Annotated in this window: 13 protein-coding genes; 7 read left to right on the forward strand and 6 right to left on the reverse strand. The window is 65.0% G+C overall.

Annotation, left to right across the window (positions count from 1 at the left end; all coding sequences use genetic code 11):
• Positions 1 to 31: 31 nt before the first annotated feature.
• Both BMF89_RS06565 and BMF89_RS06570 read right to left on the reverse strand, forming a co-directional pair.
• Complete coding sequence (locus BMF89_RS06565; RefSeq protein ID WP_078106273.1) at positions 32 to 616, reverse strand: DUF3027 domain-containing protein; 585 nt, start codon at positions 614 to 616, stop codon at positions 32 to 34.
• 7 nt (positions 617 to 623) lie between these two features.
• Positions 624 to 1,007 (reverse strand): cold-shock protein, encoded by a 384-nt coding sequence (locus BMF89_RS06570; protein ID WP_078106274.1) that lies wholly within the window; start codon positions 1,005 to 1,007, stop codon positions 624 to 626.
• 244 nt (positions 1,008 to 1,251) lie between these two features.
• Between BMF89_RS06570 and BMF89_RS06575 the strand changes: the two genes are divergently transcribed.
• Genes BMF89_RS06575 through BMF89_RS06585 form a run of 3 tightly spaced genes read left to right on the forward strand, consistent with a single transcriptional unit; the run spans position 1,252 to position 5,633 of the window.
• Positions 1,252 to 1,467: a hypothetical protein gene (locus BMF89_RS06575; protein ID WP_078106297.1), complete on the forward strand. Its 216-nt coding sequence runs from the start codon at positions 1,252 to 1,254 to the stop codon at positions 1,465 to 1,467.
• A gap of 49 nt (positions 1,468 to 1,516) precedes the next feature.
• Positions 1,517 to 3,979, forward strand: coding sequence for a helicase-associated domain-containing protein (locus BMF89_RS06580; protein ID WP_078106275.1), 2,463 nt, complete (start codon positions 1,517 to 1,519; stop codon positions 3,977 to 3,979).
• Between the two features lie 10 nt (positions 3,980 to 3,989).
• Entirely contained in the window at positions 3,990 to 5,633 is a 1,644-nt protein-coding gene (locus tag BMF89_RS06585) for a DNA repair helicase XPB (RefSeq protein ID WP_078106276.1), read from the forward strand.
• Between the two features lie 18 nt (positions 5,634 to 5,651).
• Here the strand turns inward: BMF89_RS06585 and BMF89_RS06590 are convergent, their stop codons facing one another.
• Positions 5,652 to 5,879: a hypothetical protein gene (locus BMF89_RS06590; RefSeq protein ID WP_078106277.1), complete on the reverse strand. Its 228-nt coding sequence runs from the start codon at positions 5,877 to 5,879 to the stop codon at positions 5,652 to 5,654.
• A 71-nt stretch (positions 5,880 to 5,950) separates the two neighbouring features.
• Positions 5,951 to 6,859, reverse strand: coding sequence for a LysR family transcriptional regulator ArgP (locus tag BMF89_RS06595; RefSeq protein ID WP_078106278.1), 909 nt, complete (start codon positions 6,857 to 6,859; stop codon positions 5,951 to 5,953).
• 69 nt (positions 6,860 to 6,928) lie between these two features.
• Here BMF89_RS06595 and BMF89_RS06600 point away from each other — a divergent pair, with 69 nt between their 5' ends.
• The 4 genes from BMF89_RS06600 (at position 6,929) to BMF89_RS06615 (ending at position 10,273) form a co-directional block, all read left to right on the forward strand.
• Complete coding sequence (locus BMF89_RS06600) at positions 6,929 to 7,564, forward strand: LysE/ArgO family amino acid transporter (RefSeq protein ID WP_078106279.1); 636 nt, start codon at positions 6,929 to 6,931, stop codon at positions 7,562 to 7,564.
• 83 nt (positions 7,565 to 7,647) lie between these two features.
• Complete coding sequence (locus BMF89_RS06605) at positions 7,648 to 8,358, forward strand: response regulator transcription factor (RefSeq protein WP_059388206.1); 711 nt, start codon at positions 7,648 to 7,650, stop codon at positions 8,356 to 8,358.
• A 2-nt stretch (positions 8,359 to 8,360) separates the two neighbouring features.
• Positions 8,361 to 9,842 (forward strand): HAMP domain-containing sensor histidine kinase, encoded by a 1,482-nt coding sequence (locus tag BMF89_RS06610; RefSeq protein ID WP_171983418.1) that lies wholly within the window; start codon positions 8,361 to 8,363, stop codon positions 9,840 to 9,842.
• Between the two features lie 140 nt (positions 9,843 to 9,982).
• Positions 9,983 to 10,273 (forward strand): WXG100 family type VII secretion target, encoded by a 291-nt coding sequence (locus tag BMF89_RS06615; RefSeq protein WP_059388207.1) that lies wholly within the window; start codon positions 9,983 to 9,985, stop codon positions 10,271 to 10,273.
• Positions 10,274 to 10,345: 72 nt separating this feature from the next.
• Here BMF89_RS06615 and BMF89_RS06620 read toward each other — a convergent pair whose 3' ends face one another.
• Together BMF89_RS06620 and groL are read right to left on the reverse strand one after the other, a co-directional pair.
• Positions 10,346 to 11,437, reverse strand: coding sequence for a ribonuclease HI family protein (locus BMF89_RS06620; RefSeq protein WP_078106280.1), 1,092 nt, complete (start codon positions 11,435 to 11,437; stop codon positions 10,346 to 10,348).
• Between the two features lie 262 nt (positions 11,438 to 11,699).
• A complete protein-coding gene (groL, locus tag BMF89_RS06625) occupies positions 11,700 to 13,328 on the reverse strand; it encodes a chaperonin GroEL (protein ID WP_078106281.1) in 1,629 nt (542 codons plus the stop codon).
• Between the last annotated feature and the right edge of the window lie 227 nt (positions 13,329 to 13,555).

Consider the following 13,555-nt stretch of genomic DNA (forward strand, 5'->3'; position numbering starts at 1 on the left):
CAAGGAATTCACTCGCCGGGTCCGCCAAAGGTCAGTCAGCCTCGATGTCGTCGACGTCGTCGTTCTCCGGTGCGTCGCCGGAAGCGGCGGCCTGCGAACCGGAGGGCTCGCCGTCGTCGTCCGCGTCAACGGCGACGACGGCCTCTTCCGCGAGCTCTTCGGCCGCGGTAGCCTCGTCCTCCGGACGGACGCGTTTTGCCCACGGCACCCATTCCGGCGCGAGGATGGAGTCCTCCGACGGCAACAGTCCAAGCTCGCTGACGGTGACAACCTTGGAGCGCGAGTTGCGGGTCACCACCGCGTACCACTGCCAACCGCCATAGCCTGCCAGCCGCGATTCGAACAGGTGGGTGACCACGCGTTCGCCTTCGGAGCGCGCTGCAATGTGCGGGCCGATTTCACCCGGCCGGGCTATGGTCTCCACCGCGTTGCGGGCAACGTCGACGGCGGCGGCCAGGAAAGCGTCCGGCTTGCCGACGCGCCACACGGGGATGCCGGTGCGGGGTTTCGCCGTTGCCGGCTTCCGCTCAGCACCGGGACCAGGCGTTCCAGCCGTTCCAGCAGCGGAGCCAGTGCCGTTTTCTTCAGGACTGGCTTCAGCGGATTCCGATGTCATGGCAGCTTTAGGCTTCCAGCTCGTCGGCGACCTTGCGCAGGGCTGCGGCAATGGCCTTGCCCTTGGCGCCTTCAGGGTACTTGCCGGCGGACAACGTGCCGGAGAGGTTGTCCAGGACGGAAACGAGATCCTGGACTACCGGAGCGAGCTCGCGGGCGTTCATGCGCTTGGCCTTGGCGATGGATGGCAACTTGTCCAGCACGCGGAGGCCAAGGGCTTGCGCGCCCCGGCGACCATCGGCGACGCCGAACTCAACCCGGGTGCCTGCCTTGAGATCCGCTACGCCTTCGGGCAGCGCTGATTTGGGCAGAAACACTTCCTGGCCGTCCTCTGCTGCGAGGAATCCGAAGCCTTTGTCCTTGTCATACCACTTGACCTTGCCGGTGGGCACGTAATCAACCTTCTTCGTTCTTACTTGCGAGACACAGCCGGCGCGCCACCGCATCCGCAGGATGCTGCGGGAATAGGGGTAACTGCCTGGACCGTGTTGGTCTATTGCTTCAAGGTTATCCTGCCCGGCCGCGGAATCGCGCTTTGAGGCTCCAGCAGGCCGGTGCCGCCGCAATTTGTCCGCAACCGGACTGCACCCGGGCCCGGAACCGGTGATGCGGCCCGGGACTGTTAGCGTTGCATGCATGATTCCCCACGACTTCCGCCGGCCGCTCACGATCGTTGCCGCCGTCGTCGCAGTCCTGTCCCTGGCGGCCGTCGCCGCCGTCATGGTGATCGCTTTTGGCAACGGCGTGGCCCCGGTATGGGTCACGTCCACGGCCCTGTACGGGCTGCCGCTCGCCTTCATTCTGATGGCAGCACTGGTGGTTGACTCCGTGTGGGCACGGCGCCGTCAATGAGCGGCCGGAAAGCCCGACGGCGGGCCCGCCTGGCGGTAACGTTGAACTGATGTCCCTTATTCGCGCGCTCAGCAAGGAACTGGAAGCGCGCAGCGACGATTCGCTGCGGGCCTTGTTTGCCGCGCGGCCGGACCTGATCTCCCCCATCGCACCGGATTTCGCCGCCCTCGCAGCGAGGGCGAGTGCCCGGGTCAGCGTGCAGCGCGCCCTGGAACGGCTGAACAAACCGGAGATGCAGGTGCTGGAGACGCTCCACCTGTGCACCAACACGGACACCGGCCACAGCGCCTCGGCGGCCGGATTGAAGAGGTGCATCAACGGAGCGACGCTTGCCGCGCTCGAACCGATCCTGAGCAAGCTCCAGGAGCTGGCCCTCATCCACCGGGCCGATCCGCCGGCCACGCTGCACAATCCAGGCAGGCAGCGTTTCTACTTGCCGGTGGGCAGCCTCAAGGACGTCATCGGCATCTACCCGGCGGGCTTGGGCCGCAGCTACACCGAGTTGGTCCGACTGCAGCCTGCCTTCGCGCAGCGGGTGGTGCATCTCGTTGCCGAACTCCACCAGAGCGGCGCCCATATCCTGGCCGCCACGACGCCCATGGACGCGGCTTTGGCACTGCAACATTGGACATCGACCCCGGAGAATCTTCAGCACATCCTGTCCGAGGCACCTGTCCGGACGCGTCCCCTTTTGAACAAGTTCGGCAGTTGGGCCATGGGCGCCGTTCCCCAGGCCCAGCGCAAGGCCTCCGTGCTCCATGAAGGCCGCGACGTCGGCCCCGTGGACTGGCTCCTGGCCCGGGGTCTGCTTGTTCCCCTCGACGCGGGCCACGTTGAGCTTCCGCACAGCGTCGGCCTGTCCCTGCGCGGCGGCGCGATCGTGGACCACTTCACCTTGAAGCCTCCCGTGCCGGAGCTGGGCCAGACGAGTGCCGCCCTGCGCCGCAATGCCGCCATGGGTGCCATCGCCGAAGTGCTCCGGCTGGTGGGTGAACTCCTGTACGCGGTCCGCGAGCAGCCGGTGGTCACCCTGCGCAGCGGCGGTGTGGGCGTGCGCGAGCTCAAACGCCTCGCCGACAGCCTCCGCCTCGGTTTATCCGAGACCGCACTCATCCTCGAGCTCGGTGCCTTGTCCGGATTACTGCGCCTCGATGTGGACAGTTCCACGTGGGTGCAACCGCCATCGCTGGAATGGCTCACGCTCCCGCGCCAGGAACAGTGGCTGTGGCTGGTCAACGCCTGGCTTGCCAGCGAGCGCGCTCCTTCCCTCGTGGGCCAGACCCTTCCGGGGCCCGGCACCACCGCACCGCGAACGGGCTCTGCGGCAACCTCCATCAATGCCCTGTCCGCCGAGGCCCAGCGCCCTGACGCCCCGCTGGTCCGCAAACGGATCCTGGAGATCCTCGAAGAACTCACCCTCGAGGTGGAAGCACCGGACGGCAAGGCTCCTGTGCTCAACGCCGAAGCCGTCATGGAACGCGCCGAATGGGCCCAGCCTCGGATGTCGCGGCGGTTCAGTTCCCTTGTCCGCGGCATCCTGCACGAAGCCGAACTCTTGGGGCTCATGGGCTCCGGCGCCCTCACCCAGCTTGGTTCGGCGATCGCCACCGAACAGCCCGAACTGGCCCTCAGCATCCTCGGCGAACACCTCCCCGCCGCGGTGAACCACGTCCTCCTGCAAGCAGACCTGACCGCCGTCGCCCCCGGGTACCTGGCTCCCGAGCTGAGCGAAAAACTGCTTCTGATCGCCGACGCCGAAGGCCAGGGCCCGGCGACGATCTTCCGCTTCTCCGGAGATTCGATCCGGCGCGCGTTGGACGCCGGACAGGACGCCGAAACGATCCTCGGGTTCCTGCGCACCCACTCGGCCACCGATGTCCCCCAGCCACTCCGGTACTTGATCAAGGACATCGCCTCGCGGCACGGCCGCCTGCGGGTCGCCAGCAGCCCCAGTTTCATCCAGAGCGACGACGAGGCAGCCATCGCCGAACTCGTTCACGAGCCCGGAGGCTCAAGCCTCGGACTTGTCCGGATCGCCCCCACGGTGCTGACCTCCACCGCGAGCCCGCGGGAGGTCGCGAGGGTGCTGCGCGAGCTGGGACTCTCGCCCGCCGTGCAGGAGGCGGAGACCGCCGTCGTGCGCTACAGGAGGACGACGGCGCTGGCCAGCGGGGCCCGTCCCGTGTACACCGCGCCCCGCACCGCACCGCCGGACGACGACGTCGACGCCCAGCTTTCGGTACTAAGGCAACATCATTCTGTCCACGGCGACGCGACCGGCGAGGCGGCAACGCAACTCGGACTCGAAACCCTGCAGAGGGCCATCCGGCTGAAGCAAGCGGTCACCATGAACGTGGTTGACGGCTCGGGGAATTCCAATACAGAAACAGTTGTTCCCGTATCGGTGTCGGGAGGGCGCGTCAGGGTGTTCGACGCGGCCAGGGACACCGAAAGAGTCTTGTCCATCCATCGCATCATCGATGTGGAGCCCGCGGGCGATCCGCGCAAGTGAGGAAGCAATAGTGAGCGACGGTCCGCTGATCGTACAGAGCGACAAAACCATCCTGCTGGAAGTCGACCACGAGCTCGCCACCGAGGCCCGCCATGCGATTGCGGCGTTCGCCGAACTGGAGCGGGCCCCCGAACACGTCCACAGCTACCGGCTCACCCCATTGGGCCTGTGGAATGCGCGGGCGGCAGGACTGGACGCCGAAAAAGTCCTCGACACGCTCCTGCGCTACTCCCGGTTCCCGGTGCCGCACTCCTTGCTGATCGACATCGAAGAGACGATGTCGCGTTACGGCCGCTTGCGCCTGGAAAAGGATCCGCAGCACGGATTGGTCATGCGCACCACCGACTACCCCGTGCTCGAGGAAGTCATCCGGGCCAAGAAGATCGCACCGCTGCTGGGGCCGAGGATCGACGGCGAAACCGTGGTGGTGCATTCCTCCCAGCGGGGACAGCTCAAGCAATTGCTGCTCAAGCTCGGATGGCCGGCCGAGGACCTCGCTGGCTACGTGGATGGCACTCCGCACCTCATCGCCCTGAACGAGGACGGCTGGCACCTGCGGCCATACCAGAAGCTGGCCACGGAGAACTTCTGGGCGGGCGGCAGCGGCGTCGTCGTGCTGCCCTGTGGTGCAGGCAAGACCTTGGTGGGGGCCGCAGCCATGGCTACCAGCTCCACCACCACGCTGATCCTGGTGACCAACACGGTCGCGGCCCGGCAATGGAAGGACGAGCTCCTCAAGCGGACGTCGCTGACGGAGGAGGAAATCGGCGAGTATTCGGGCGCGGTCAAGGAAGTCCGGCCCGTCACGATCGCCACCTACCAGGTCCTGACGACCAAGCGCGGCGGCCTCTACCCGCACCTGGAACTCGTGGACGGGCACGACTGGGGACTCATCATCTACGACGAGGTCCATCTCCTCCCTGCTCCGATCTTCCGGATGACCGCGGACCTGCAGGCCCGGCGGCGGCTTGGACTCACGGCGACGCTTGTGCGCGAGGACGGCCGCGAGGGCGAGGTCTTCAGCCTGATCGGCCCCAAGCGCTACGACGCCCCGTGGAAGGACATCGAAGCCCAGGGCTACATTGCGCCGGCGGACTGCGTGGAGGTCCGGGTGGACCTGCCCCGGGACGAGCGCGTGGCCTACGCGATGGCGGAGGACGCGGACAAGTACCGGCTCTGTGCGACGTCGGAGACCAAGACGCACTTGGTGGAGCAGCTGGTGGCCTTGCACCAAGGCGAGCAACTGCTGGTGATCGGCCAGTACATCGACCAGTTGGATGAGATCGGCGAGCGTCTGGACGCTCCCGTGATCAAGGGCGATACCACGGTGAAGGTGCGGCAGAAACTGTTCGATGCCTTCCGCGCCGGTGACATCAAGACCCTCGTGGTGTCCAAAGTGGCCAACTTCTCGATCGATCTGCCCGAGGCATCCGTGGCGATCCAGGTATCTGGATCTTTCGGTTCCCGCCAGGAAGAGGCCCAGCGGCTGGGGCGCTTGCTTCGTCCCAAGCAGGACGGCCGTGCGGCACGTTTCTACTCCTTGGTGGCCCGGGACACCCTCGACCAGGACTTTGCCGCCAAACGGCAGCGCTTCCTCGCCGAACAGGGCTACGCCTACCGGATCATGGACGCCAAGGACGTACCCGCCGCCTAGGGGCTTGGCTAACTCAGGCTAGGCAACCAGTTGTTGCGCGCGCTCCTGGCCTTGCGTTGCTCGCAGCACGACGGCGTCGACGACAGCCCACGAGTCCTCGTCCTTGAGCTGAGCAGCGGCGAAGCGTTCAGCGGCCGGGCGGTCGCTGAACGCTTCGTGCTCCACGCGTCCGGAGAGCGTGTCCAGGTAGCTGACATGGAATTCGACGTTGTGGGTTTCACCGCGTGATTCTTGTTTGTTTTCCATGGCTCCAGTGTGAAACGGGGGTCCGACAATTTAGGACTGTGCCCGCGGCGTGTTGGCTTTTGGCCGTTTTGTCAGGGCGTCCGCAGCACTTCCGCGGCGGTGCCGCGGACCGCCTCTGTCACGGCGTCAAGTATCCGCGAGGGTGTCCGCCACCGTTGCCAGTACAAGGGAACGTCCAACGGCCGCCCGGGCGCGAGTTCCACCAAGGATCCATCCCCTATGTCCCGGCCGCATTGCGGTTCAGGCAGCAATCCCCATCCGAGACCCAGGCGAATGGCTTCGGCAAACTCCTGGCTGGACGGAACATAGTGGCGCGGCCCGGCCGGTTCCATTCCACGCCCCGCACCGCCCAGGAGTTCCAGGAACCGGTGCTGGTATTCATCCTTGCGGTCGAAGTCCACGGCGGGAGCCGCGCGCAGCGAGGCGACATCGACGCCGTCGGGAAGCCACCTCGCCTTGAACTCCGGGGTGGTGACGGCGCGGTACCGCATGCTCCCCAGCGGCTCCACGCGGCAGCCCTGCACCGGTTCGGGCGTCGCGGTCACGGCTGCCATCACCGTTCCTGCACGCAGCATGGACGTGGAATGCTGTTCGTCATCCCGGTGAAGGTCGAAGACCGCATTCAATTCCGCAGGAACCTTCGTCAGGGCTTTGAGGAACCAGACGGACAGGGAATCCGCGTTGACCACGATCGGCACCGAGACCATGGGCGATTCGCCGGGCAACCCCAGTTCGAGTTCGGCGTCGGCCTCCAATTGGGCGAGTTGCCGCGCCAGCCTGAGCACGACGTGCCCCGATTCCGTGGCCTGGACCGGATTGCTGCGCTGAAGCAATACCCTTCCGGATGATTGTTCCAGCGCTTTGAGGCGCTGGGAGACCGCCGACGGCGTGATGCTCAGCGACCGGGCGGCGGCGTCAAGCGTGCCTTCCGTGAGCACGGCGGCGAAGGTGTGCAACTGTTCAGAGGAGAATCTGGCCATAAGAGGATCTTACGATGCCTAAGAATATTTAGCTGGACTAATGTTGACGGCGAAACCTAGCCTCGAAACATGAACTCCCCCGACGTCTTCCACGCTGCCGGCCTGGGCCTTGGCACCGGCCTGGCCCTCATTGTTGCCATTGGCGCCCAAAATGCTTTCGTCCTCCGGCAAGGAATCCGCGGCGAACATATCGGAGCGATCGTTGCCGTGTGCGCCATCTCGGATGCCGTGCTCATCGCGGCCGGGGTATTCGGCACGGGCGCCCTGCTCACCGCGGCGCCTGCCGCCGTCGTCGTTCTCCGCTATGTCGGCGCGGCGTTCCTGGTCACGTACGGCGTGATGGCGGCACGGCGGATCCTCAAGCCGCAAGCGCTCGTCTCCGCGGACCCCGGGCCTTCGGGCGCCGGCCGAAGCGGACTGGCTGCAGCGCTGGCAACCGTCCTGGCACTCACATGGCTCAATCCCCACGTCTACCTGGACACTGTATTGCTCCTGGGATCGGTGGCGAATGCGCAAGGGCCCCGCCTGCGGTGGTGGTTCGGCGCCGGAGCCATGCTGGGCAGTATTCTGTGGTTTTGTTCGCTCGGGTTCGGCGCGAAAATGTTGCGCGGCTTCTTTGCGCGCCCGGCGTCCTGGCGGATTCTCGACGGCGGTATCGCCGTCACGATGGTGGGTCTCGGCGTCGGGCTTGCCTTCGGAAGTTAGCAGGGGATGGAGCCTCGACACGCGGATAATTCTCACAACAAGCATCCAGTCAACTCCCAGAAACTGGGAGCATCATGAATGGTATGAAAAAGAACGGCCCCGAAGCCAAGCTGCTCGTCGTCGACGACGAACCCAACATCCGTGAGCTGCTCTCCACCTCGCTGCGCTTTGCTGGCTTTGAGGTCGTTGCGGCGTCGAACGGCCGCGAGGCACTCGCTGCCGCCGATCTCCACGCCCCGGACCTCGCGGTCCTGGACGTCATGCTCCCCGACATGGACGGGTTCACTGTCACCCGCCGCCTTCGGGCCGCCGGAAAGCACTTCCCTGTCCTGTTCCTGACCGCCAAGGACGACACGGAAGACAAGGTCACCGGCCTGACCGTGGGCGGCGACGACTACGTCACCAAGCCCTTCAGCCTGGATGAAGTGGTGGCCCGGATCCGCGCCGTGCTGCGCCGCACCCAGCCGATGGAAGACGACGACGCCGTCATCCGCGTTGATGACTTGGAGCTCGACGACGACGCGCACGAGGTCCGCCGCGGCGGTACCATCATCGAGCTCTCGCCTACCGAGTTCAAGCTGCTGCGCTACCTCATGCTGAACCCGAACCGGGTGCTTTCCAAGGCGCAGATCCTGGACCACGTCTGGGAGTACGACTTCAACGGCGACGCCTCGATCGTGGAGTCCTACATTTCCTACCTCCGGCGCAAGGTGGATATCGACCCGGATGCCACTGCCCTGATCCAGACCAAGCGCGGCGTCGGTTACGTACTGCGGACGGCCGAGAAGCGCTGACCTTGTTCAACCGTTGGAAGTCGGCCTCCCTCAGGTCGCAGCTGGTCGCCATCATCATGGGACTGCTGCTCCTTGCCCTGGCCGCCACAGGCGCGGGGACGCTGACGCTCGTCAAGAGCTACCTCCAAGGGCAGGTGGATGACAAGCTCAAGGCTGCCGTGCAGACCGCCCAGCAGCAGCAGTCCTTTGCCAACTTGTCCGAGGCGAGCCCTGCCGTTCCCACCGACTATTCCCTGACGCTCTACGTCCAGGGCCAGCCACCCTATCCGTTCGGCGGCAGCAAGACCGATCGTCCGAACATCGCCAGCATCAGCCCGGTTGAAGCCAAGGATCGCAACTACGCGCCCTTCCAGGTTGGTGGCACTACCGGCGCCAATTGGCGCGTGGTGGCGGTCAACGTCGTGGACAACCGGACCGGGCAAAACGCAGTGGTGATCATCGGGCTGCCCCTGTCTCCCGTGGACAAAGTCATGGAACACGCCACCCTGGTGGTGGTCGGCGTCGGACTGTTGACCCTGGTGCTCGCGTTCTTCATCGCCACGTGGACCGTTGCGCGTTCGTTCCGTCCCCTCTCGCGCGTTGAAAAGACTGCTGCCGCCATTGCCGCCGGCGATCTCTCGCGCCGCGTGGACATCGAGAATCCGGTCACCGAGGTCGGCCGCCTGGGTGCCTCCCTCAATGCCATGCTCGCGCATATCGAGTCGTCCTTCGCGGCGCGTGCCGCCTCCGAGGCCAGGATGCGGCGATTCGCCGCTGATGCTTCCCACGAGTTGCGCACCCCCTTGGTCACCATCCGCGGTTTCTCCGAGCTTTACCGCCACGGCGCCCTGTCCACACCGGAAGACGTGGGCACCGCCATGGGCAGGATCGAGAGCGAAGCCAAGCGCATGGGATCCATGGTGGAAGACCTCCTGTTGCTTGCCCGGCTGGACGAACAAAGGCCCTTGCAGCTCAAACCGGTGGACTTGCAGCTCCTCGCGAACGACGCCGTCGTGGACTCCCTTGCAACGTCCGGCGAGCGGAAGATTACGCTGACGGGGCTCGACGGCGGCCCGGCCGCGCCTGCCCCGGTCCAGGGTGACGAGGCCAAGCTTCGGCAAGTCCTGGGAAACCTGGTGGGCAATGCCCTGCGCTATACGCCCGAAGGAACGCCGATCGAGCTCGCCGTCGGTGTCCGCAACAGTCCGAGCGGTCCACTCTCCGTTCTCGAGGTACGGGACCACGGCAGCGGCATTCCGGCCGAGGAATTGCCCCGGATTTTCGAACGCTTCTACAGGGCTGACACTTCGCGCACGCGGGAAACCGGCGGTAGCGGCCTCGGTCTCGCGATTGTCTCGGCCATTGTGGGATCCCACGGCGGTACCGTCAGGGTCGACGAGACCGACGGCGGCGGGGCCACCTTGGTTGTCAGCCTCCCCTTCCAGGACGACATCTCGGAGATGCCTGAAGACGCGGGCATTGCGGAGGCGGAGATCTCGGACTAAGGCCCGGGCGGGTTGGCCCAGCGAGTTGTCCACATAAGGAGATACGGCTCTGTCCGGGCTATGGGACCGCTTCTAGGCTCGTTGTGTGGACCACACGCCAGCCGCACCTGCGGACCCCTTTAGTTGAAAGGCGACGCCCCATGAGCGTTATCTCCGTCGATACCGAACTGCTCCAGCTCAAATCAGCCAACGTCAAGGCCACCGTGGATCGGATCAGCGCCGACGTCCAAGCGATGAAACGTGGGCTGGACGAGCTCCAAGCCACGTGGAAGGGATCAGCGGCCAACAATTTCCAGGCCCTCGTCTCCGAGTGGACGTTGACCCAGAACAAAGTGGAGGCTTCGCTGGCATCCATCAACCTGGCACTGTCTTCCGCCGCGGCAAGCTATCTCCAGACCGAACAAGGCAACACCCAGCGGTTCAGCTACTGAGCGCTGAGGCTGCGGGTCCCGGCGGGTTGGCCATTTTGCCTTCCCGCCGGGGTGCAGCCTGCATTTGCGCCCTTACTTCTCCGGCGTCGACTGGTGGAAGCGCAAACGCCAGCGGCCGTCGTCGAGCAACCAGATGGAACTCCGCAAGGCCGAGCCGGTTCGTCCGTAACTTCTGTAGTTGAGCAGCATGGTGTTGTTGGAGAGGCGCTCCGCGGAAATGACCTCGATCTCAGCGGTTTCGCCCGGATTTCCCTCCAACGCCATCATGAGTTCGTCCCGGGACCAGACACGTCCGGAGCTGCCAATCTCGGTAAAGTCGGGGTGGAGCAGTATCCCCGTACGTCCAAGGTCTCCCCTGACGTCGGGCCTCAGGAGCTCCTTCTCAAGAAGAATGACCGTTTCCTCGTCTGAGCGCCCGCCATCCTGGCCAAGGACCGCTTGTTCGTCGTCACCGGCGAAGAGGGTGGGCTCGATGAACGCCTCCTGCTCCGCGAACGCCGCCGTCGCGTTGAGCAAAGGCGACCCGTCCGAAAGGTCCTGGCCGCCGAACAACGTCAGGTCTTCATCCGGCGCATCGGCGTCGTCATGATCGTCGTCGAAAAGCGACGGTGCCTCCACCGGCATCGTGCGGGCTGACTGCATACGAGCTGGTGGCGTGCCCGCTGATGATGTGCGGGCCAAAGACCCCGCAGCTTCGGCTCCGGGATAACCGGGTCCGCCGGGAGCGGCGATACCTTGCTGGTATGCGGTGGCCACCGCGCGGGCGCGATCGTCGGCAGCCTCGTTGAGGTCGTGGCCAGCGTGGCCCTTGACCCACTCGAACGTGTACTTGCGGCCGACAATGGCTTGGTCGATGTCCTTGAGGAGATCGACGTTCAAGACGGGCTTCCCGTCCGCTTTGCGCCAGCCCTTGCGCTTCCACCCTGGCATCCACTTGGTGATGCAATTGATGACGTACTGGCTGTCGCACAGAATCTTCAGCTCTTCGTCGGGAACATGTGCCGTTGACCGGAAGAGGTCCAACACCGCCATGAGCTCGCCCTGGTTGTTGGTTCCGTGGGGCCACCCCCCGGCCCTCCAGCAAGAGTCGTTCACGTACCAGGCCCAACCGGCAGGCCCGGGATTGCCGAGGGCAGAACCGTCGGCGGCAGCAATAATCGTCATGCTTTCCATCCTGCCAGACCACCCCGACACTCCCGGACCGCAAAGGTGAGCGGGCGTTCCGCCAAAACCCGACATACGTGAGCGGGCGTTCCGCCCAAACCCGATATACGTGAGCGGGCGTTCCGCCAAAACCCGACATACGTGAGCGGGCGTTCCGCCCAAACCCGACATAGGTGAGCGGGCGTGGTTAAACGGCGACGACGGCCCCCACCTGAGGCGGGAACCGTCGTCGTGCGTGTGGCTGGTGAGCTACAGCGGGGGCTTAGAAGCCGCCCATGCCGCCCATGTCGTCGCCGCCACCCATGGCCGGAGCGTTCTTCTCCGGCTTGTCGGCAACAACGGCCTCGGTGGTCAGGAACAGACCAGCGATGGAGGCTGCGTTCTGGAGAGCCGAGCGGGTGACCTTTACGGGGTCGTTGACGCCGGCAGCCAGCAGGTCCTCGTAAACGCCGGTTGCGGCGTTCAGGCCGTGGCCCGACGGCAGGCCGCGGACCTTGTCGATGACAACGCCCGGCTCGAGGCCGGCGTTGTGGGCGATCTGCTTGAGCGGAGCGTCGATGGCAACGCGGACGATGTTGGCGCCCGTTGCTTCGTCGCCTTCGAGCTGCAGGTTGGCGAATGCCTTGGCACCGGCCTGGATGAGGGCAACGCCACCACCGGCGACGATGCCTTCTTCAACGGCAGCCTTCGCGTTGCGGACTGCGTCCTCAATGCGGTGCTTGCGCTCCTTGAGCTCTACCTCGGTTGCGGCACCGGCCTTGATGACTGCAACGCCGCCGGCCAGCTTGGCCAGGCGCTCCTGCAGCTTCTCGCGGTCGTAGTCGGAATCGGAGTTCTCGATCTCGGCACGGATCTGTGCCACGCGGCCGGCGATGGCGTCGGCGTCGCCGGCACCTTCGACGATGGTGGTCTCGTCCTTGGTGACAACAACCTTGCGGGCGTTGCCGAGCAGTTCGAGGGTTGCGTTCTCGAGGCTGAGGCCGACCTCCGAGGAGATGACCTGGCCGCCGGTGAGGATCGCGATGTCGGCGAGCTGTGCCTTGCGGCGGTCACCGAAGCCGGGAGCCTTGACGGCAACGGACTTGAAGGTGCCACGGATCTTGTTGACGATCAGGGTGGCCAGGGCCTCGCCCTCGATGTCTTCGGCGATGATCAGCAGCGGCTTGTTGGACTGCATGACCTTCTCCAGGACCGCAACGAGTTCCTTCACGTTGGAGATCTTGGAGTTGACGATCAGGATGTACGGGTCTTCGAGGACCGTTTCCTGGCGCTCTGCGTCGGTGACGAAGTAAGCGGAGATGTAACCCTTGTCGAAGCGCATGCCCTCGGTGAGTTCAAGCTCCAGGCCGAAGGTGTTGGACTCCTCGACCGTGATGACGCCTTCCTTGCCGACCTTGTCCAGGGCTTCAGCAATGAGGTTACCGATTTCGGTGTCGCCGGCAGAGATGGAAGCCGTGGCTGCGATCTCTTCCTTGGTCTCGATCTCCTTGGCCGAGGCCAGCAGTTCGCGGATGACGGCTTCAACAGCCTTCTCGATGCCGCGCTTGAGGGACAGCGGGTCGGCGCCGGCAGCTACGTTGCGCAGGCCTTCCTTGACGAGGGCCTGGGCCAGGACGGTGGCGGTGGTGGTGCCGTCGCCAGCGACGTCGTCAGTCTTCTTGGCAACTTCCTTGACCAGCTCGGCGCCGATCTTCTCGTAAGGATCGTCCAGCTCGATCTCCTTGGCGATGGAAACACCATCGTTGGTGATCGTGGGGGCGCCCCACTTCTTTTCGAGGACGACGTTGCGTCCACGCGGGCCGAGGGTGACCTTGACGGCGTCGGCGAGGATGTTCAGACCCCGCTCGAGACCGCGGCGTGCCTCTTCATCAAATGCAATGATCTTGGCCATAACGGCGGTAGTCCTTTCGGGACAGTCGTTAAGAAGGTGCCTTCACTGCGGTGCCCGCGACGGACGATCCTTCGCGTTCGGCCTCTGTACGCCGCGCGCTCGGGATCTCACCCCAGCAAGGTTTTCTTTGTTCCCCCAAACACCGCCAGTGTTTCCAGACGGCCGGAGCCGTGAAGAATTAGCAGTCAGTGCTTGTGAGTGCTAATCAATAATTAGCACTCACCCGA

It is taken from the genome of Arthrobacter sp. SRS-W-1-2016 (assembly GCF_002009585.1).
GTDB classification, from domain to species: Bacteria; Actinomycetota; Actinomycetes; order Actinomycetales; family Micrococcaceae; genus Arthrobacter; species Arthrobacter bambusae_A.

Excerpts from the sequence above, each read along its gene's own strand:
- BMF89_RS06580 (WP_078106275.1), top strand. The coding sequence starts at position 1,517 with ATGTCCCTTATTCGCGCGCTCAGCAAGGAACTGGAAGCGCGCAGCGAC.
- BMF89_RS06575 (WP_078106297.1), top strand. The coding sequence starts at position 1,252 with ATGATTCCCCACGACTTCCGCCGGCCGCTCACGATCGTTGCCGCCGTC.
- BMF89_RS06605 (WP_059388206.1), top strand. The coding sequence starts at position 7,648 with ATGAAAAAGAACGGCCCCGAAGCCAAGCTGCTCGTCGTCGACGACGAA.
- BMF89_RS06615 (WP_059388207.1), top strand. The coding sequence starts at position 9,983 with ATGAGCGTTATCTCCGTCGATACCGAACTGCTCCAGCTCAAATCAGCC.
- BMF89_RS06620 (WP_078106280.1), bottom strand. The coding sequence starts at position 11,437 with ATGACGATTATTGCTGCCGCCGACGGTTCTGCCCTCGGCAATCCCGGG.
- BMF89_RS06595 (WP_078106278.1), bottom strand. The coding sequence starts at position 6,859 with ATGGCCAGATTCTCCTCTGAACAGTTGCACACCTTCGCCGCCGTGCTC.
- BMF89_RS06590 (WP_078106277.1), bottom strand. The coding sequence starts at position 5,879 with ATGGAAAACAAACAAGAATCACGCGGTGAAACCCACAACGTCGAATTC.
- BMF89_RS06600 (WP_078106279.1), top strand. The coding sequence starts at position 6,929 with ATGAACTCCCCCGACGTCTTCCACGCTGCCGGCCTGGGCCTTGGCACC.
- groL (WP_078106281.1), bottom strand. The coding sequence starts at position 13,328 with ATGGCCAAGATCATTGCATTTGATGAAGAGGCACGCCGCGGTCTCGAG.
- BMF89_RS06565 (WP_078106273.1), bottom strand. The coding sequence starts at position 616 with ATGACATCGGAATCCGCTGAAGCCAGTCCTGAAGAAAACGGCACTGGC.